This window comes from Streptomyces sulfonofaciens (assembly GCF_014656295.1).
In the GTDB taxonomy this organism is placed as follows: Bacteria; Actinomycetota; Actinomycetes; order Streptomycetales; family Streptomycetaceae; genus Streptomyces; species Streptomyces sulfonofaciens.
Window position 1 is genome coordinate 661,002 of record NZ_BNCD01000001.1, and the last position, 19,690, is coordinate 680,691.

The following is a 19,690-nucleotide window of genomic DNA, read 5'->3' on the forward strand; positions in this document are numbered from 1 at the left end:
CCGCTGTCGCGGACCGGCCGCCGACGCCCACCGGTCACCCGGCACGCCTGCCGGAGCCGGGGAGCCCGGACGGCCCGGACACCGCGCCGCAGCCGCACAGGCGCGCGCGGGCCCCGGGCGCCTCGGCGGTGTCCCGGGCCCCTCGGCCGAGGGGCGGCCCGCGGCCCGGTAAATGGCTCGTGGCCGACCACCGCACCCCCGTACCGTGGGCCGGTCGCGCACCGGCGTGCGGGCCCGGCGCCCGGTGGCCGCACTCCGGGCAGCGGCACACGGACGAACGGGACAGGGGTCGTGGAACACAACGGATGGGCCGACGAGCGCTTCGGCGCCGTGGCGGACGCCTTCGCGCGGAACTACACCGCGTACCCGGAGCTGGGCTCGGCCGTCACGGTGTTCGCGGGCGGACGCAAGGTCGTGGAGCTGTGGGGCGGGGTCGCCGACGAGCGGACCGGGCGCCCCTGGCGGCAGGACACGGCGGTGCCGGTCTTCTCCTGTGCCAAGGGCCTGGTCAGCGTGGCCGCGCACCTCCTCGCGCAGCAGGGCCGACTCGATCTCGACGCGCCGGTCGGCCGGTACTGGCCCGCCTTCGCGGCGCACGGCAAGGAGGCCGTCACCACCCGGATGGTGCTCGGCCACCGGGCCGGGCTGCCCGCCCTGGACAGGGTGCTCACCTTCGACGAGACGGCCGCCTGGGCACCCGTGGCGGCCGCCATCGAGGAACAGCGGCCGCTGTGGGAGCCGGGCACCGCGTACGAGTACCACGGCCATGTCTTCGGCTTCCTCGTCGGCGAGGTCATCCGCAGGATCACCGGCCTCACCCCGGGCGCCTACCTCCGCACCGCCGTCACGGGGCCGCTGGGCCTGCGGGCCTGGATCGGGCTGCCCGCCGAGGAGGTCGCACAGCGGGCGGTGCTGGTGGAAGCGGCCGGCCGGCCCCCGCTGCCGCCTCCCCAGTCGCTGCTCACCCGGATCGTGACGATGAACGGCGCCCTGGTCTTCCCGGGCCTGGACGAGCCGCGCGGCTGGAACGACCCGGCGCTGCTGCGCATGGAACTGCCCGGCGCGGGCGCGGTGGCCTCGGCGAGCGGTCTCGCCGGCCTCTACGCGGCGGCGGCCACGGGTCTCGACGGGGGCCCGCGGCTGCTCGGCGCCGAGCAGGTGGCCGACGCGGTGCGCGAGGTGTCGTCCGGCACCGGCTGGCTGGGCTTCGACGCCGGTGCCCGGTGGGGCTCGGGGTTCCTGCTCGACTCCGCCTTCCGCCCGATGCTCGGCCCGCGCAGCTTCGGCAACGACGGCGCCGGCGGGCAGTTCGCGTTCGGCGACGACGCGTACGGGGTCGGCTTCGCCTACGTCGCCAACCGCATGGTCGGGCACGGCGACGGGCGGGCCCGCGCGCTGGTCGACGCGGTACGCGGCTGCCTGGCGTCCTGACCGCCCCGGCCGGCCGCCGGGTGGCCCCGGCCGCCGGGGGCGCACCCCTGCCGGGCCGGGGGCGCCGGCGCCGCCGACGGAACGGGGCGGGTGCACGGGCCGGTTCGGCGCGGGCGGCGGGCACGCGGGCGGATCGCCGCGGGCGGCTCAGCGCAGGCCGCGGGCCGTGCGGAAGCGGTCCAGGCCCTCGGCGAGGTCCACGATCGGCTCGGGGTAGTGCCCCGGCAGTGCGCGGCCGGGCAGCAGCCAGGGCCGGTGCACGGCGCGGCCCTCGACGCCTGCCAGCTCCGGCACCCAGCGCCGTACGTAGTCCCCGTCGGGGTCGAAGCGCCGGGCCTGCACGAGGGGGTTGAGCACGCGGTGCGGACGGGTGTCCGTGCCGGTGCCCGCCACCCACTGCCAGTTGAGCTGGTTGTTGGCCACGTCGCCGTCGACCAGCCAGTCGAGGAAGTGCCGGGCGCCCACCCGCCAGTCCACGTAGAGCGTCTTGGTGAGGAAGCTCGCCACCAGCAGCCGGGCCCTGTTGTGCATCCAGCCCTCGTGCCGCAGTTGCCGCATCGCCGCGTCGACCACCGGGTAGCCGGTGCGTCCCGCGCGCCACGCCTCGGCCTCGCGCGGCGCCCGGCGCCAGCGGTCGTGCCGGGTGCGGTAGTCCGCGTGGGCGGCGTCCGGGCGGGCCGCGAGCACCTGGTGGTGGAAGTCGCGCCAGGCGAGCTGGCGCACGAACGCCTCGGCGCCCGCGCCGCCGTGCCCACGGGCCCGGTGCACCACCTCGGCCGCGGACAGCGTGCCGAAGTGCAGGTGCGGCGAGAGCCGAGAGGTGCCGTCCAGGGACAGGTCGTCCTGCCGGTCGGCGTACCCGTCGAGACCGCCGCCGAGCCATCCGGACAGCGCACGGCGCCCCGCGCGCTCGCCGCCCCCGGCAAGGCCCGGCGAGGTGCCGGGCACCCCGGCGCTGTGCGGCAGCGGCTCGGAGGCGATGCCGTCCGGCACCCGGGCGGCCCGCGGCGCCGCGAGCGGCGACCGCAGGCCGGTGGCCGACCAGCGGCGGAAGTACGGCGTGAAGACGGCGAAGTGGTCCTTGCCCTGCGGAGTGACCGCGGCCGGCGGCAGCGCGGTGACGACACCCTCGTGGACGTGCAGCCGCACGCCGTCGGCTGCGAGCGCCGCCCGCAGCCGCGCGGTGCGCCGCTGCGCGTAGCCGCTGACATCGGCCGCGACGTGCACGTCCCGGGCCCCGGCCGCGTGCGCGACCCGGCAGGTCTGCTCCACGACGTCGCCCGAGCGCAGCACCAGCCGGCCGCCGCGGCGGCGCAGCCCGGCGTCGAGGTCGGCGAGGCAGTCGGCGAGGAAGGCACGCCGGTTGGGCACGTCGAATCCGGCCGACCCGATCCCGCCGTCCCGCACGAACAGCGGCACGACCGCGTCCGCGCCGCCCGACGCGCCGTGCAGCACCGGGTTGTCGTGCAGCCGCAGGTCCGCGGTGAACAGGGCGACTGCTGCGGTGGGCACACGGGCTCCCGGGACGGCGGATCTGGGCGAGCCGCACCACCCGCGGGCGGCGCCCGCCCATTGTCGGCCCGTCGCCCGGCCCCGGCCGCCGGGCCTGCCGCGACACGCCGCGCCGCGCCCCGGTCGGCCGCCGGACGCCCGCCCCGGTCGGCCGCCGGACGCCCGCCCCGGTGGGCCCGGCGCCGGCCGCCGCCGGGGACCGGTCCCCGCGTGCCGCCCTAACGTGCACGCAGGCCGGGGCGTCGAGCCGAGGGACAACGGTGGGCAGGCGATGGGGTCATGGGTGAACAGGCGTGGGCGGACGAGGAGCGGTTTCCCGAGTACCGGGCGGGCTCGGGCGGGCTCGGCCTCGGACTGCCGGGCTTCGGTCTCGTCGGCATCATGGCCGGGATGGCCGAGCTGTCGAGGAGCGGGGCGCCGCTGTGGCTGCTGCTCGGGCTGCCGCTGCTGCTGGTCGTGCTGCTCCTGCTGGTCCGCGCCGCGGCCAGGCGCAGCGCGACGCTCACCGACGCGGAGGGCATCACGGTCGTGACCGCGCTGGGCTCCCGCAGGACGGCCTGGCGGGACGTCCAGGCCATCGAGATCCAGACCGTTCCCGTCGCGGTGAAGGGGCCCGGGTCCGTCACGGAGACGGTCGTGATCCACGACGGCACGGGTCGCCGCAGCCTCCTGCCGCACCTCGACGACAGGGCCGTCTTCGCGCTGCACGAGGAGGTGCGGGAGCTGCGGGCCCTGTGGGAGCGGCGGCGCGGTCCCGGCTGGGCGCCCGCTCCCGGCACCGCCGAACGCGTCGCCCGCGCGCGCCGCGGCATCGAACGGTCCCGCGCCTGGATCGCCGGCACGGCCGCGGGTCTCGGCGGGATGTTCCTGGGCGTCGCGCTGCTCCTCGTCCTGCTCTTCGCCGGAGCGCTGGACGACCTCGACGGAGCCGCGGCGGTGGTCCTCTCACCGGCGGTGCTCATGGCGGTCCCCGCGGTGCTGTGCGGGGTGGCGGGCGCGGTCCTCTCCGGGCGCCGCGAGTCCGGGTGCCGCGGGTCGGAGTGCCGCGGGTCCGGGTGCCGCGAGCGGTGCCGGCGGGAGCGGGACGCCGCCGCGGGTGGCTCGGGCTGAGCGGTCGGCCGGTCCCGTGCAGGCCGGTCCCGTGCCTCTTCCGCCGACTCCCGGATCTCCCCCACTGGCTCCGGCGTCCGTACCGGCTCGGCTTTCGCACCGGCCCTCGTTCCGGCGCCCGTACCGGCCCCCAAACCTCCCCCACCGGCCCCGGCGCCCGCACCGGTCGTCGTCCCGGCTTCCGCTCCCCGGCTCCGGCTCCCGCACCGGCCGTCGTCCCGGCGCCCGTACCGCTCTCCGGGACGGCGGCCGGCTCAGGCGGCGTGCCGGGGGCCGAGCAGGTGCAGGTCCGCCCTGGCGATCGTCGTGGTGACCAGCAGGTCGGTGATCAGATGGTGGTTGAGGGCGTTGCCCACCGGCTGCGGGACCTCCTCCTCCAGCAGCCCGGGCACCCCGTGCCGTGCGCTGAGCCGCTTGCGCACCCGCGCCACGATGTGGGCGGCGCGCTTGGCGCTCCACTGCTCCGCGGGCCTCAGCTCCGCCAGCTCGAAGGCGACCTGAGCCCAGGTCAGCGGCTGGGGCTGCGGATCGTTGCGCAGATAGCGCTGGGCGAGGCAGACCAGGACCAGCTTCTCCTCGCCGCTCAGGTCCCGTGCGTCGCGGTCGAGGGTCTCCTCGCCGTACAGCTCGGGGCCGCCGCCCGCGCGCGGCGGCGCACCCGCGGCGATCCTGACCTCCAGCAGGTGCTCCTGACGGGGGGCCACGATGAACAGCGGGGTGTACCCCGTCGGCAGCTCCGCCTCGTCCCCGCTCAGCACCAGGCGCGAGCCGGGGAAGCGGATCGGCAGCTTGCCGGTGTTGCGCAGCACCCAGCGCGAGTACTCGTGGGTGATCAGGCCGTGCCGCCGGCTGACGCAGGTGTCGCCGACGCCGACACAGACGTGGACGTCGGGCTGGTTGCGCCCGAAAAGCAGCCGGAAGCCGGCGTCCGGGGACACGCTCATCCCGCCGTCGGAGCCGAGGACGAAGAGCGTGCCCGGCCGGGACGGCGGCAGCCCGCGGCTGAGGCTGCCCATGCCCTTCGGCAGAAAGCTGACCTTGCTCGCCATGCTGTACGCCCCTCCCTCGCGACCGCGCCCGCGGTGCCCGGATCCACGCTAGCCGCCGGTGCCGGGGAGGGGTCCCGGGGCGATCGCCACGGCTCCTCCCGTGTCGACGTCGTACGGGTACGGGAACGTCGTGCCCCCCATCGGCAGGGGGTACGTCTCGTCGCTCTTCTCGACGCCGTTGACGAGCACCCGGCATCTGGCCCTGCCCGCCGGGATGGTGAACCGCAGCCGCCAGTCCACGCTGCCCGCCGCACTCGTCACCTCGACCTTCGTGCGCCAGGACAGCCGTACGTCCTTCCGTACGGTGAACGTGCCGTTCACCGCGTACGCCAGGGAGGTCAGCGGACCGTCGCCGGTGATCACGAACTCCAGGGTGAAGCGTCTGGCGGCGGGCGAGGGGGCAGGGGAGGCCGCGGCGCCGGAGGAGCCGGGCCGGTCCGACGCCGCCCCGTCCTGGCGGCCCGGCCGCGCACGCCCGCCGGGCGCCCCTTCCGACCCCCCGCCGGACGCCACCGCGAACACGGTGCCCGTGGCCGCCGCGACGAGGACGGCGGCACCGGTGAGCAGCAGCCGGCGGCGCGGTGGAAGGGCGGCGGGCAGCGGGGGGTTGTCCGCGGCGCTCGCCTTCGCGTCGATCGCCGCCAACAGCGCCGGGGCGAGCCAGGGCGCGCCGGCCGGCGGCAGCCACGGCGCACCGGGCCGCTCCGCGTCCGCGGCCGGTGCGGCCAGCCGCCGGGTCAGCTCGGCCGCGGTCGGCCGGTCCGCGGGCTCGGGCCGCCGGCAGGCGCCGATCAGTTCGCGCAGCGCGCCGTCCGTGCCGGGCCGGCCGCCGAGGGCGTACTCCAGCGTGGCGCCGAGCGAGTACACGTCACTCGGCGCGCCCGCCGTCCCCGCCACCTGCTCCGGTGACATGAAGCCCCAGGTGCCGGCGGGGCGGGACACGGCGGCCGGGTGCTCCCCGGCCGTGCCCGGCGGACCGTGCGGTGCGTGCGGCTCGGGGGCCGGGCCGTGGGAGTCCGGGTCCGCCGCCGCCGTCGTCGGCGCGGCGATGCCGAAGTCGATCAGTCGCGGTCCCTCGGCCGTCAGCAGGACGTTCGCCGGATTGACGTCGAGGTGGGCGATCCCGGCGCGGTGCAGTGCGGCCAGTGCCTCGGCGAGGCCGGCGGCCAGCCGCCGGACCGTGCCTGCGGGCAGCGCGCCGAACCTGTCCACGGCCTCCCGCAGCGACAGCGACGGCAGGAACGCGGTCGCCATCCACGGCGTCGCGGCCTGTGGGTCCGCGCCCAGCACGGGCGGGCTGTGCACGCCGCCGGCCGCCGTGGCCGCCGCCACCTCGCGCCCGAAGCGGGCCCGCAACTCCTGTTCGCGGGCCAGCTCCGCGTGCATCACCTTGACGGCCACCGCCCGGCCGCCCCTGGACCGGGCCAGGTAGACGGCCGCCATCCCGCCGGACCCGATCCGCGCCAGGATCCGGAAGCTGCCGAGCACCCGGGGGTCGTCCTGCTCAAGCGGCTCCACGCGGGCCCCCGTCCGTCCGGCCCGGCACGCTCAGCGCCCGGGCCCGCCCGCCATCCGTGCGGAGCCGGCCCCGTGCGCGTGCCCGCACGTACCCGGAGTGCCCGGCCTGACCGAGATGGCCGCCGTACCCGGCGTACGGCACGCCGCCGCGGCCCGACGCGCCCTGCGCGAGTCCGCCGTGCCAGGGCCCTCCGTCCGCGGGCCCTCCGTCCGCGGGTGGGCTGTCCGCGGGTGGGCTGCCCGCGGGTGGGCTGTCCGCGGGTGGGCTGTCCGTGAGTGGGCTGTCCGCCAGTCCGTCGTCCGCGGGTGCGCTGTCCGCGGGTGGGCTGTCCGAAGGTGCGTCGTCCGCGGGTGCGCCGTCCGCCAGTTTGTCGTCCGCGGGTGCGCCGTGCGCCGCCCGGCCGTCCAGGATGAGCGCACCCACCTGCCCGCCCACCTGCCCGCCGCCCGGTCGGGCGCCGCCGTCCGTTTTGGCACCCCGCGCACGACCGGGGGCGCGCGCCGCCTCCACGTGGCCCGCCTGGGTGCCGAGAACCACGAGCCCGGCGACGGACACCGCACCCGCCCCGGTGCCGGAGTCGGTGTCGAACCCGGCGTCGGCGCCGTAGGTCCACAAGGTCCTGCCGTCGGAGGCGTCCAGCGCGTACACCGTACGGTCGGTGCCGCCGACCCACAGCACACCGCCGGACAGCCCCAGCACGCTGGACTCGGCGTACGGGTTCCGGGCGTCCCGGCCCGGCCGGCGGGACCACACCGCCTCACCCGTGCCGGCCCGCAGCGCCCGGACGCGCCCGTCGGTGTCGTCCACGTAGACCAGGCCGCCGCCGGTGTGGCGGACCTGGCTGCGGTAGTCGAGCGTCTTCTTCCAAACGCCCCCGCCGTCGGCCGAGCGGATCGCGTACAGCGTGCCCAAGGCGTCGCGCACGAAGACCAGGCCGTCGCCGACCAGCGGGGACTGCGGCGACTCGGCGACCCGATACGTCCACAGGACCCGCCCGTCGGACGCGCCGAGGCCGGTGAGGACGTCCTCGCCCACCGCCACCACCAGCCCGTCGCCCGCGACGACGGTCATCCCGGTGGCACGGGCGCTCCAGCGCCGCCCGCCGGTCCTCGCGTCGAGCCCCGCGACCTGCCCGCCGAAGGCGACGCAGACCACGGGCCCCGTGGCGGCCACGCCCCACGGGAAGTTGCCGAGCGGCACGGTGTACGTCCACCGGGTGCGTCCGGAGGCCGGGGCGACGGCGCGCAGCACCGAGACCTCGTGGGCACGCGGGTCCACCAGGTACGCGCCGCCGGGGCCGACCGTGACCTTGTCCGCGGGGCCCGGGTCGGCGGGACGGGACCACAGGGTGCGGCCGGTGGCCGGGTCGAGCGCGTGCACCTCGCTACCGCCGCCGTGCGTGGCGAGCAGCACGCCGTCGACGGTGTGCAGGAGCGGGTAGCCGTAGCGGTCGTCGATGACCTTCTTGCGCCACTGCCCGGCGGCCTCCGGTGGCGGCGCGCCGGTCGAGGGCGAGGAGGCGGGTCCGTGCGGGGCGCGCCCGGACGGCGGCGCGGTGTCCGGCGCCGACAGCGTCCTGCGGAGCAGGAAGGCGGCTCCCGTCGCGACGGGCACGGCGACCGCGGCCGCCAGCAGCGCACGGCGGGCCGGAGGCCACGGGGCTGTGGGGGAGCTGGGAGCCTTGCGGGACCTGGGGGATCTGGGGAACCCAGGGAACCTGCCGGACCTTGGGGACTTGCGGGGGTGGTTGGCGGGTCGGGGCGGCGCGTGCCCGGCCGGCGGCGAGGGCCCGTCCGCCGTCGTGAGCGCGGCGGGCCGCGCGGCCCCGTCGGCCGCCGCCGGCCCGGCCACCGCGGCGGGACCGCCCGCCACCCCGGGACCGGTCGTCATGGCCGCGGGACCGCCCGTCACGGCCGGCCCGCCCGTCACCGCCGGCCCGGTCGTCACCGCGGAACAGCCCGCCGACGCGGGTCCCTTTGCCGCAGATTCTGCGGGAGCCGGCCCCGTGGCCGCAGGTTCTGCGGGAGCCGGCCCCGTGGCCGCAGGTTCTGCGGGAGCCGGTCCCGCGGCCGCCGGTCCTTCCGCCGTCGAGTCGTCGTGCAGGGCCGGCGGGTGCCCCGGGGCGGGCTGCCCGGGCGCCGTGCCGGGCGGGGGGAACGCGGTCGGCGGCAGTACGGTCCCCGGCGGTGGCTCGGGGTGGCCGATGCGCCGGTCGATCTCCTCCGCCAGCGGCGCGGGCAGCCAGCGGGTGCCCCGCACCGACGCGGCGGGTTCGCCGAGCCGGTCAAGCACCGCGGCCGCGGAGGGCCGCTGCCGCGGCTCGCGGCGCAGGCAGGCCGCGACCAGCGCGCGCAGCCGGCGGTCCGTGAGCCCGGTGAGGTCCGGGCGCGCCAGCCGGACCCGCGCCAGCGTGGCCGCCCGGTCGGCGGCAGCGAACGGCTCGTGCCCGCTCGCCGCGTACAACAGGACCGCGCCGAGCGCGAAGACGTCGCTCCCCGGCCCCGCGACACCGCCCAACGCCTGCTCGGGGGACATGAAGCCGGGCGTGCCGAGGACCGCGCCCGGCAGGGTGATCGCGGTGGCGGCGTCCGGCCGGGCGATGCCGAAGTCGATCACCCGGGGGCCGCCGGCGGTCAGCATGATGTTCTCCGGCTTGAGGTCGCGGTGTGCGAGGCCGGCCCGGTGGATGTCGGCCAGCGCCTCGGCGAGCGCGGCGGCCAACAGCCGTACCGTGGCCTGCGGGAAGCCGCCGAAGGTGCCGACCGCCTCGCGCAGCGAGAGCCCCGGCAGGTACTCGGCGACCAACCACGGCACCAGGGCCTCCGGGTCGGCGTCCAGCAGCGGGGCCGTGAAGGCGCCGGTGACCGTGCGGGCCGCGGCCACCTCGCGCCGGAACCGCGCGCGGTAGCGGGCGTCACGGGCGAGGCCCGCACGGACCAGCTTGACCGCGACCATCCGGCCGCCCGGCGAACTGCCGAGGTAGACGGCGCCCATGCCGCCCGCGCCCAGTCGCGCCAGCAACCGGTAGGCGCCGACCCGGTCCGGATCCTCTGGCTGGAGCGGCTGCACGGTACTCCCCCTCCGCCGCCACGGCGTACGAAACAGACCGCACCGCCCCGTACAGGCCGCGCATCGCTCGGGTTCCGGTGACGGCGGCGCGACTTCACCAGACTCTAACCGCCGGGCCGCCCCGCCCGCCTCCGCCTGCGGCTGGACCACGGCGCCCGGGGAGCCCGCGCCCCGGGCGGCCGCGTATGCAGGGGTGCAAGTGTGTCCGGCGTTGCCGTGTGCTCGTGGTGCGGCGTGTCCGGTGGTGCGGTGTGTCCGGTGGTGCGGTGCGCCTGGCGGCCCCGCGTACCGCCCGGCCCCGCATACCGTCGGTCCCGCGCGCGGCCCGGTCCCGCGCACCGCCCGGGGCCGGGGCCCGTCGGCACCCCGGTGGGCGGCTCGCGCGTCAGCAACGTGTCAGTATCCGCGTCCTCGCCGTCAGCATCGCGTCATGGGGCCACGGGGAGGCGGGAGCGCGGGCTTAGCGTCGGTGGCGTGCCGCGGCTCCGGCCCCCGCGGGGCGCGGGACCGCGGCACGTACCGCCCACGGATCCTCCAGGAGGCATCCCATGACAGAACCCACCCGCGGTGGCGATCCGGAACCCCTCGATCGTCTCCCGGCCGGACCGCTCTACGTGCCCGTCCGGCCGGGGCCCTCGGGGTGCGCGACCCGTCTGTTCCGCACCCCGCTCGGCGGCCGCACCGCCGTCGCCTTCACCACCGAGCGGCGGCTGACCGCGGCCCTCGGACCGCGGCAGGCGTGGATCAGACTCGCCGAGCCCGCGCTGCGCGCCCTCACCGAGCCGCTCGGCGTCACCGCCCTCACCGTCGATCCGCAGCTCACCGCGCCGTCCGCGACCCGGGTGCGGCGTCCCGCGCCCCCCGCCGCCGAACCGCGGACCACGCGGGCCCGACCCCACCGGCACACGCGGACCGCCGCCGCGCTGCGCGTCACGGGTGCCGCCGCGCTGATCGAGGCGCTGGCACTGTGGGCCGGCTGAGGAGGCACGCGTGATCACCGTTCCTGACCCCGCCGGCACCGCCGCGTTCGACCTCTCGGTGTGGCCGGCCGGTACGACCGAGCGGACCCGGGGAGAACCGGCCGTGGGCGGTGTCCCGCTGACCGAGGTCGCGAGCCGCTTCGGCACCCCCGTCTACGTGCTGGACGAGCAGGAGGTGCGGAACCGCTGCCGCACCTACCGGCTCGCCTTCCCGGACGCCGACGTCCGCTACGCCGCCAAGGCGTTCCTGTGCAGGGCCATGGCCCACTGGGTCGCCGAGGAGGGCCTCGGGATGGACGTCTGCTCCGCGGGCGAACTGGAGGTCGCGGTCGCCGCCGGGGTGCCGCCCGAGCGGATCGTGCTGCACGGCAACGCCAAGTCGCCCGCCGACCTCGATGCCGCGCTCAGGCTCGGCGTCGGGCGCATCGTGATCGACAGCCCCTCCGAGATCGCCCGGCTCGCCGCGGCGGTCGGGCCCGAGGGCCGGCAGAAGGTCATGGTGCGGGTGGTGCCGGGTGTCGGCGCCGGCGGCCACGAGAAGATCCGCACCGGCACGGACGACCAGAAGTTCGGCCTGTCCCTCACCGACGGCCACGCCCAGCACGCCGTCGCCCGCATCCTGGACCAGCCCCGGCTGACCCTGACCGGGCTGCACTGCCACCTCGGCTCCCAGATCACGACCGTCAAGCCCTACCTGGCGGCGGTGCGCCGGATGGTGGGGCTGATGGCCCGCATCCGCGAGCAGCACGGCCTGGTGCTGCCCGAACTCGACCTGGGCGGCGGACACGGCATCGCCTACCGGCCGGGCGAGGCGGCGCTCGACGTCACCGCGCTGGCCCGCAGGGTCCGCGCGGAGCTGGCGGGAAGCTGCGCGGCGGCCGGCCTGCCCGTGCCCCGGCTGATCATCGAGCCCGGGCGCGCCATCGCCGGGCCCGCCGGGGTCGTCCTCTACCGGGTCCTGGCGGTCAAGCGCACCGCGGGGACGGTCTTCGTGGCGGTGGACGGCGGCATGAGCGACAACCCGCGGCCCGCGCTGTACGGCGCGCGCTACGCGCCCCGGCTCGTCGGCAGGGCCGGCGCGGCGGACCCGGCCCTGATGACCGTGGTCGGCAGGCACTGCGAGGCCGGTGACGTGCTCGCCCCCGACGTCGTGCTGCCCGGCGACGTGCACCCGGGCGACCTGCTCGCCGTGCCGGTGGCCGGGGCCTACCACCTGTCCATGGCCTCCGGCTACAACATGGTCGGCCGGCCACCGGTGGTCGCAGTGCACGAGGGCCGCGCCCGGCTCCTGGTCCGCCGGGAGTCGCTGGACGACATCCGGGGCCGTGACGTGGGCCTCTGAACCCGGCCCAACCACGCGGCCCACGCGGCCCAGACGGCCCCCCACACCACCTCCGGGCGGGTGACCCGGCCCGGCCCCCTCGCCCGGAGGTGCCCACACCCACACCCGCACCCACCGCCCGTCCCGGCCGGAGGCGGTCTCCCGGATGTGGTCTCCCGGAGGGGGGTCTCGCGCCGGCGCGCAGGAGGACCGGCACGCGCGTGTCCCCCGTGGCAAACCCCGGCGTCTCCTCCGGTTCCACCGGCGTACGCCTCGGGCCGCTTTCCTTGCGACATGGATCACATCACGTTCCTCGTGGCGGTCGTCATCGTCACGGCGCTCGCCTTCGACTTCACGAACGGGTTCCACGACACCGCGAACGCGATGGCCACCTCCATCGCCACCGGTGCGCTCACACCGAGAACGGCGGTGCTGGTCAGCGGCGTGCTGAACATCGTCGGCGCGTTCCTGTCGACCGAGGTCGCCAGGACGATCTCGGGCGGCATCGTGGACGACACCCTGGTCACCCCGGGCATGGTCTTCGCCGGGCTGGTCGGTGCGATCCTGTGGAACCTGCTGACCTGGCTGCTCGGCCTGCCGTCCAGTTCCTCGCACGCGCTGTTCGGCGGCCTGATCGGTGCCGTGTGGGTCGGGGCCGGACAGCACGGGGTGCACTTCTCCAAGGTGGTCGAGAAGGTGCTCGTACCGGCGGTGGCCTCGCCGATCGTGGCCGGCGTCGCCGCACTGCTCGCCACCTACCTCGCGTACCGGATCACCGCGCGGGCCCGCACGGAGTCGGTGACGCGGGGCTTCAGGCTCGGCCAGATCGCCTCGGCCTCGCTGGTGTCCCTCGCACACGGCACCAACGACGCACAGAAGACGATGGGCGTCATCACGCTGACGCTGATCTCCGCGGGCGCGCTCGGCCACGACGCGGGACCGCCGCTCTGGGTGGTCGCGGCCGCCGGGCTCGCCATCGGCCTGGGCACCTACCTGGGCGGCTGGCGGATCATCCGCACCATGGGCCGGGGTCTGACGGACATCCAGTCGCCGCAGGGCTTCGCCGCGGAGGCCGCCGCCACGACGGTGATCCTGAGCTCCGCGCACCTGGGCTTCGCGCTGTCCACCACGCAGGTGTGCTCGGGCGGCATACTCGGCGCGGGCCTGGGCCGCCGCCTCGCCGAGGTGCGCTGGGGCACCGCGGGCCGCATGGTGATCGCCTGGCTGGTCACGCTGCCCGCCGCCGCGCTGGTCGGCGGCCTCTCTGCGATCGCCGTCACCCACGGCGGCAACCTCGGCACCGCGCTGATCGCACTGCTCGCCGCTGCCGTCGCCACCGCCATCGTGCTCGCCTCGCGCCGCAACCCGGTGCACGCGCGGAACGTCAACGACGCCCACCGGGTCACCCTCCGCGGCGCCGCACCCGCGAGCGTCGGCAGCGCCGCCTGAGCACGGGAAGGAAACCCACCATGGATCTGGACTGGACCGCCCTCGGCGAGGTCGCCGCCGTGAGCACCGGAGTCACCGTCGCGGTCGTCGCCGTCTTCGCGCTCGGCGTCCTCGGCCTCTCCCGGGCCGACAGCACCCGCACCACGGGCAGGCCCCGCACCGCGGGCAGGGCCCCCACCGCGGGCAGGGCCCCCACCGCGGCCCTCGCACAGGCAGGCGTGTGCTTCCTCGCCTGCGCGGCGGCGGTGGGGTACGGGATCTACCTGATCGTGCCGCAGTTCCACTGACCGGGGGTCGCTGACCGGGGGCCACTGGCCGGGGTTTCCGGCCGGAGCCGCTGGCCGGGGTCGCCGGCCGGGGCGCGCCCGTGGGGCGGGGCCCACCGCTGTGCGTGCTGCTGCCCGGTTTCATCCGGGTGCGCGCTGTTCCCGTTTGCTCCTGGATATCCGGAAGTTCGGATGTCCGGAACTTTCTGTTCTATTTTGAACGCATAGGTAATATCTGGCGGTTTCCTTCCGGAACCGAGAAAGGCCCGCCTCCGGGTGCACCGGAGGCGGGCCCGTCCTCTTTCCCACCGAGCCCAGGAAGACCGCCACGTGAACCAGCCTTCGTCACCGCCTCCGCGCACGGCCGCACGGCCCTGGTGGAGAACCACCCCTGCCGCGCTCGGCCTCCTCGTCCTGGTCGCCGTCCTCGGGGCCTTGAGCCTCCCCCTGGGGTTCCTCGTGCTGATCGCCTCGGTCGTGGCGCTGTGGATGCTGCCGCCCTGGCGGTGGTTCACCAGGCTCGGGGCCACCGTCGGCGCGTTCTTCCTCCTGACGATCGGCGCGGGGCTGGGCGGGCAACTGGACGACACCGGGAAGGAGAAGGCGAACCAGGTGGCGGTCGGGACGGGTACGCCGGCACCGTCCTCGGCCACGGGCTCGCCGCGCGCGTCCCTGCACGCGCCCGACCTCACCGGCAGTCACCTCGACGAGGCGGAGGACAGGGCCCGCGACGCCGGGTTCACCACCGGCCACCACGATGCCTCCCCGGCCGGGCGGACGGTCGTCGTGCGGTCCGGTTGGGTCGTGTGTTTCCAGCAGGCCGAACACGACGGCGGCCGCGAGGTGATCGAGTTCGCCGCGGTCAAGGACCGTGAGCCCTGTCCGGAGGAGGACGGCGGACGGATCCCCTGGCCCGCGATGCCGGACCTGATCGGGAAGACCTGGCGGACCGCCGTGGCGGAACTGGCCGACCGCGGTGTCGACGGGCACGACGTCACGGCGGAGGCCCGCTACCTCAACGACGCCCTGCCGGAGGGCGGTCACGACTCCTGGCGGGTGTGCGAGCAGGACCCCGCCGAGGGCGAGGACATCACGTCGCAGGTGACGCTCGGACTGGCGCACCCCGCGGCGGGTTGCTCCACGGACGGCTCCTACCTGGGCGACAGGGACCACGACGGCCGCCCGGACTACCGGGACCACAGCGACGACCGCGCCACCACGGGCGGTGGAGCCCCGGGCGGCTCGTCCACCGCCGGCGGTACGTCAGGAGGCTCGGCGGCCTCGTCCACCGGTGGCGGTGGCAGTGGGGACGGCAGTAGCGGCGGTTCGTCGGGGGGCTCGTCCACCGGGGGTGGCGGTTCGTCGGCCACGGGCGGCGGCGGTCCGATCGTCCACCCGGGCGCCTTCTGCGCGCCCGCGGGTGCGACGGGTGTCACGTCCGCGGGCACGCCCATGGTGTGCGGCCCGGCCTCCGACGGACGCAACCGCTGGCACCACGCCTGAAGCCGGCGCCCTCTGCCGCAGCCCCGACCGTCCTGCGGCAGAGGACCCAGCAGGCCCCGCAGGCCCCACGTCTACCGCTACCTCATACCGCCACCGCCGGCTCCGCCGCTCTCCCCGCCGCTCGGCCGTCCCTACCCCTCGGCCGGACCGCCGTCGGCGGTGCGCACGCCGTGTGCGGTCGCGGCGGCCGGCACCGGGGCCGGGGCCGTGGCCGAGGGGACCGGTCCCGTGCCCGACCGGGGCGCGGCCGAGGGCGACCTGCTCAGCAGGGTGCGCCCGGTGCCCGGCAGGGGAGTGGAGGCGGAGGGGAACTCGATGCCGTCGCCGAGCGGCCGCAAACGGTCCTGGCGGGCCTCCCACACGATGAGCGCGGCCATGGCCAGCCCGCCGACCACCTCCAGCAGGTTCTGTCCGCTGGCGGCCGGCACCTGGAACAGCGTGCCCGCCACCGAGGCACCCCACAGGTCGGTGAACGACGACGGCACCATGAACAGCGAGAGGCCCAGCGCGAAGCCGTCGGCCACCGGACGGCGCCGGGCGGCGAGCAGCATGCCCGCGCCGCACAGCAGGGTCAGGCACGTCCACTGCCAGGGCGACGACACGGCGAGCACCGCACGTCCCGTGCCCCGCCCGGCGAGCAGGTGGGCGAGCCCGTGCGGGCCGACCCGGTAGGCGGTGATGGCGTTGCGGAAGATGTAGACCACGTTCAGCACGGCGAGCACGGCACCGGAGGCGGTGGCCGTGACCTTCACCGGCCGGATCGCGCCGCCGTGCAGGGCCGCCGCCTCCGCGGCGGCCTCCGCCTCGGCGATCTCGTTCTCCAACTGCCGGGCCCGCACCAGCAGGGTGCCCAGCACGGCGGCGACCAGGACCGCGAAGACGCAGGTGAGGCCCACCACGTCGAGCGACGCGCCGGTGAGCATGCCGAACCACGGGTTCGAGGGGGAGTTCAGCAGCAGGTACCAGAGCACGGGGAGCCGGAACAGCACGGTCGCGGCGCACGCGGTCACCAGCAGCCCGCCGGCGCCGCGCCCCCTGCGCAGTGCGGCCCAGCCCGCGGTGAGTTGCAGGGCCGCGAGTCCGAGGTCCAGTGAGCTGGTCGCGGACAGCCCGGAGGGGGTGCCGGTGGTCCACACGGTCCACGCCCCGTCGACACCGCGCTCGGCCACGTCGTAGCCGAGCCAGCACGCCGTCTGCGCGAAGAGCACCAGGCTCAGCACTCCCACGACGGTCCGCACCCGCTTGATCGACGTCCCTGGATGGCTCATGTTGCGCTGTCTCCTCAATGGTGCACGCGGGACCGGGAGATGGGCCGGCCGCAGCCGACCAGAGAGAGGTTGAGCGCGCAACGACCAAGCGGACGGAGCAGAGCATAGAGCGTGCCCCCCGCCCGGCACCACGCCGGAGCACGGACCTGACACGTGAACATGCGGTGTGCGTCACCGCGCCGGGCACACGGGGCGCCCCGCCTCCCGCCCGAGCGGGCCGGTGTTCCGGCCGGAGTCGGACGGTACGTCAGGGCCGGCTCGGCCGGTACGCCGGGGCCGGCTCGGCCGGTACGCCGGGGCCGATTCGGCCGGTACGTCAGGGGCGTTCCGGCCGTGGGTGACACGACATCACGACGACCCGGTCCGGCGGCCGGGCGAGGACGCCGATGCGGATGCCGATGCCGATGCCGATGCCGACGTTGACGTTGACGTTGACGCCGATGTTGAGGCCGACGTGGGCCGCTCGTCGACGGACCGGTCGTCCAGGGGGTGTCCGTCGACGGGCCGGTCGTCCTCGGGGTGTTCGTCGACGGGCCGGTCGTCCTCGGGGTGTTCGTCGACGGACCGCTCGTCCAGGGGGTGTTCATCGACGGACCGCCCCAGCAGTCGCGCCATGGCCTCGGCGGCCCGTACCGCCGCGTCGCCGCAGCAGTTGTTGAACAGGACGTGGAGTTGCTCGACCCGTCCGGCGAGGGTACGCAACCGCGGCAGCCACTCGGCGAGTTCGCCGTCACCGTAGGCGTACCGGAACCGCTCCTCCTTGCTCCCGGTCGTCCAGGCGGCACTGCGCCCGTGGAACCGCACGACGGACAGCCTGGACGAGGTGACCGGTGCGACCGGTGGTACCGAGGACGGCAGCGACTGGTTCATGTCGACCGCGACGGCGGCCATGCCGTACCGCGCGAGCAGCGCGCACGTGGCATCGGCCTGCCCCTCCCGCCACCACGCGGGGTGCCGGAACTCGACGGCGACGGGCCACCCCTCGGTCCGCCGGGCGGACTGTGCCAGAAAGGCCTCCGCACGCGCCCCGGGCCGGAACCACGGCGGGAACTGGAACAGCACGCTCCCCAGCCGCCCGGCCCGCCGCAACGGCGCGATCCCCGCGGCGAAGCGCGCCCACACCTCGTTCAGCACCCCCGGGTCCCGTGCGTCGGCCGGCAAGCCGTCAGGCATCACCGCGCTCCGGGTGGGGTGCCCGGTGAGAAGGGAGAACGCCTTCACGTCGAACACGAAGCCGTCCGGTGTCCGCTCCGCCCACAGCCGGCTGTTCCGCTCGCCGGGCAGCGCGTAGTAGGAGGCGTCGACCTCCACCACCCCGAACCGCTCGGCGTAGTGCCGCAACCGGCCCTCGGCGTCCCGCCGCCCCGCCGGGTACCAGCCGCTGCGGACCAGCATCGGGTCGGTCCACGAACACGTGCCCACGAGGATGTCGCCCATGGCGGGCGGTTACCCACCCGGCACGCGGGCAGACGGGCGGACCACCACCCGGACTCCACCACGGCGGGCGCGGGCCGGGCGGCGCAGGGCCGCGCACCCGGCTCCCGTCAGCCCTCCCGCTCGATCCACTCGCCGCCGCCCAGCGGGTAGTCGTAGCCCGGACGGCCGGCGTCGGCGCTGGTACGGAAGGCGGTGCCGCTGTTGTCGACGTGGACGGTGCCGTGGCGGCTGCCGCTGGACCAGTCCAGGGCGAGGTCCCAGCGGACGTCGTGCGCCGCGGTGTGGGCGTTGACGTAGAAGACCTCCGGATCCGACTCGCTGACCTTGTACGGGAAGTCGCGCTGGCCGTTCTCGGCGGTGACCGTGGGACTGCCGTCGTCGAGGCCGATGTCGAACGACGCGGTGCCGACGCCGCCGCCGCAGCCGACACCCATCGAGTAGTCGTTCCAGGCGAGCGGCGCGCCCTTGGAGAGGACGCGTACGTGCAACGCCTCCAGGACGACGGTGTCCTCGCCGGTGCCCTGGACGGTGAGGGCGACCCGCTGGGAGCCCGAGGACACCGCCCCGTACGCGGCGGCCCAGCGCGGGGCGTCCTGCTCGCTCGCCGGCGGACCGACCTGCTCGGGCCCGCTGTCGACGAGGAAGTGCTGGCTGCACGGGTCCTCGTAGACATAGGGACGGGTGCCGACGGTCAGCGGGACGGCGCCGGAGGCGCTGCCGCCGGCGCCGCCGTCCCCGGTGGGCCGGGCCGCGCCCTGCTCGCCGCCCCCCGCGGTGCCGGGCCCGGGCCCCGCGGACCCGGTGGGGGAGCCGGAGGCCGACGCGGGCGACCTGGGACCCTGCGGGCCGTGGGACGGCGCCGGGGACTTCCCCGCGTCCGACGTAACGGTGTTCCCGGCGGCCTTGCGGTCCCCCGCCCCGTGCCCACCGCCGAACGGCGGACGCACGCTGAGCGCGACGGCTCCCAGCACGGCGGCCGCCGCGACGGAGGCGATCAGCACGGTACGGGTACGGGGCCGGGGCCGGGCAAGCCGCGGTGCCGTGAGCTCGCCCGCCACGCCGACGACGACCGCCTCACCGCCGTTGCTCTCGCTCTCGCGCTCGCCCTGGCCCTGGCTCTCGTCCTGGCTCCCGGTCTGCCTCTCGCCCTGGCTCCCGTAGTGGTTCCCGCTCCCGCTCCCGTTCTGGTTATGGCTCTGGTTCCCGTTCTCGTCTTCGCCCCGTCCGCGCGCTGCCGCCGGGCCGGACCCCGCCGTTTCCACGGCTGTCGGCGCAGGGGCCGAACCCCCGGAACCGGTCGAACCGGCTCCGGGGGCCGAACCGATGCCGGGCGCCGAACCGGTCGAACCGATGCCGGGGGCCGAACCGGTCGCCGCAGCCTGATCCGCCCGGCGTCCTCGTTCCGCGTCCGCCAGGATCCAGCGCCGGTGGAGTTCCACCAGCTCCTGCGGCGTTGCCCGGCAGACCCGTGCGAGCCGCTCCACCGGTGCGTACTCGATGGGCACCGCGGTGCCGTTGCAGTAGCGGTGCAGCGTCGACGTGCTCATGTGCAGCCGCTTGGCAAGCGCCCCGTAACTCAGCCCGGAGCGGTCCTTGAGCTCCCGCAGCAGCCGCGCGAACGCCTCCGTCCCCCCGGCCCCTGTTGCCCCTGACACCCGTTTCCCATCCCGCCGTGTTCCAGTCGCGCGTTCCAGGGCACTTGCTCCGTGCCTGGTCAGAGCGCGTTTTCGTGTTCCAGCGTCCCCGACTTCCCGCCGTGCGTGGCGGCTGGGACGG

Annotated in this window: 14 protein-coding genes; 7 read left to right on the forward strand and 7 right to left on the reverse strand. The window is 76.4% G+C overall.

Annotated features, from left to right (window positions below; genetic code table 11):
- Nucleotides 1–291 precede the first annotated feature (291 nt).
- Nucleotides 292–1,431 (forward strand): serine hydrolase domain-containing protein, encoded by a 1,140-nt coding sequence (locus tag IE313_RS02640; RefSeq protein ID WP_189929181.1) that lies wholly within the window; start codon nt 292–294, stop codon nt 1,429–1,431.
- Nucleotides 1,432–1,578: 147 nt separating this feature from the next.
- Here IE313_RS02640 and IE313_RS02645 read toward each other — a convergent pair whose 3' ends face one another.
- Complete coding sequence (locus IE313_RS02645) at nt 1,579–2,943, reverse strand: cryptochrome/photolyase family protein (protein ID WP_189929182.1); 1,365 nt, start codon at nt 2,941–2,943, stop codon at nt 1,579–1,581.
- Nucleotides 2,944–3,222: 279 nt separating this feature from the next.
- Between IE313_RS02645 and IE313_RS02650 the strand changes: the two genes are divergently transcribed.
- Nucleotides 3,223–4,053, forward strand: coding sequence for a hypothetical protein (locus IE313_RS02650; protein WP_189929183.1), 831 nt, complete (start codon nt 3,223–3,225; stop codon nt 4,051–4,053).
- Nucleotides 4,054–4,307: 254 nt separating this feature from the next.
- Here IE313_RS02650 and IE313_RS02655 read toward each other — a convergent pair whose 3' ends face one another.
- Genes IE313_RS02655 through IE313_RS02665 form a run of 3 tightly spaced genes read right to left on the reverse strand, consistent with a single transcriptional unit; the run spans nt 4,308 to nt 9,690 of the window.
- Nucleotides 4,308–5,102 carry an FHA domain-containing protein gene (locus tag IE313_RS02655; protein WP_189929184.1) on the reverse strand — a complete coding sequence of 265 codons (795 nt, stop codon included), beginning with the start codon at nt 5,100–5,102 and terminating at the stop codon, nt 4,308–4,310.
- 48 nt (nt 5,103–5,150) lie between these two features.
- Nucleotides 5,151–6,620 carry a protein kinase domain-containing protein gene (locus IE313_RS02660; protein WP_189929185.1) on the reverse strand — a complete coding sequence of 490 codons (1,470 nt, stop codon included), beginning with the start codon at nt 6,618–6,620 and terminating at the stop codon, nt 5,151–5,153.
- Nucleotides 6,607–9,690 (reverse strand): serine/threonine-protein kinase, encoded by a 3,084-nt coding sequence (locus IE313_RS02665; protein ID WP_189929186.1) that lies wholly within the window; start codon nt 9,688–9,690, stop codon nt 6,607–6,609. Before IE313_RS02665 ends, IE313_RS02660 begins: the two co-directional genes overlap by 14 nt.
- Before the next feature lie 548 nt (nt 9,691–10,238).
- On the opposite strand from IE313_RS02665, the gene IE313_RS02670 reads away from it, so the two are divergent.
- The 5 genes from IE313_RS02670 to IE313_RS02690 all read left to right on the forward strand — a co-directional run bounded on the left by IE313_RS02670 (nt 10,239) and on the right by IE313_RS02690 (nt 15,209).
- Entirely contained in the window at nt 10,239–10,670 is a 432-nt protein-coding gene (locus IE313_RS02670) for an SAV_915 family protein (protein ID WP_189929187.1), read from the forward strand.
- Nucleotides 10,671–10,680: 10 nt separating this feature from the next.
- Nucleotides 10,681–12,012 (forward strand): diaminopimelate decarboxylase, encoded by a 1,332-nt coding sequence (lysA, locus tag IE313_RS02675; RefSeq protein ID WP_189929188.1) that lies wholly within the window; start codon nt 10,681–10,683, stop codon nt 12,010–12,012.
- Between the two features lie 273 nt (nt 12,013–12,285).
- Nucleotides 12,286–13,440: an inorganic phosphate transporter gene (locus IE313_RS02680; RefSeq protein WP_189929189.1), complete on the forward strand. Its 1,155-nt coding sequence runs from the start codon at nt 12,286–12,288 to the stop codon at nt 13,438–13,440.
- Between the two features lie 20 nt (nt 13,441–13,460).
- Nucleotides 13,461–13,727, forward strand: a complete 267-nt coding sequence (locus IE313_RS02685; protein WP_189929190.1) for a hypothetical protein — start codon at nt 13,461–13,463, stop codon at nt 13,725–13,727.
- 309 nt (nt 13,728–14,036) lie between these two features.
- Nucleotides 14,037–15,209 (forward strand): PASTA domain-containing protein, encoded by a 1,173-nt coding sequence (locus IE313_RS02690; protein ID WP_189929191.1) that lies wholly within the window; start codon nt 14,037–14,039, stop codon nt 15,207–15,209.
- 131 nt (nt 15,210–15,340) lie between these two features.
- Here the strand turns inward: IE313_RS02690 and IE313_RS02695 are convergent, their stop codons facing one another.
- The 3 genes from IE313_RS02695 to IE313_RS02705 form a co-directional block, all read right to left on the reverse strand.
- The gene (locus IE313_RS02695; RefSeq protein WP_189929192.1) at nt 15,341–16,477 is read right to left on the reverse strand and encodes a hypothetical protein; all 1,137 of its coding nucleotides are present in this window, start codon (nt 16,475–16,477) and stop codon (nt 15,341–15,343) included.
- Between the two features lie 348 nt (nt 16,478–16,825).
- Entirely contained in the window at nt 16,826–17,914 is a 1,089-nt protein-coding gene (locus IE313_RS02700) for a DUF72 domain-containing protein (protein WP_373316897.1), read from the reverse strand.
- A 107-nt stretch (nt 17,915–18,021) separates the two neighbouring features.
- Nucleotides 18,022–19,569 (reverse strand): helix-turn-helix domain-containing protein, encoded by a 1,548-nt coding sequence (locus tag IE313_RS02705; RefSeq protein WP_189929193.1) that lies wholly within the window; start codon nt 19,567–19,569, stop codon nt 18,022–18,024.
- Nucleotides 19,570–19,690 lie beyond the last annotated feature (121 nt).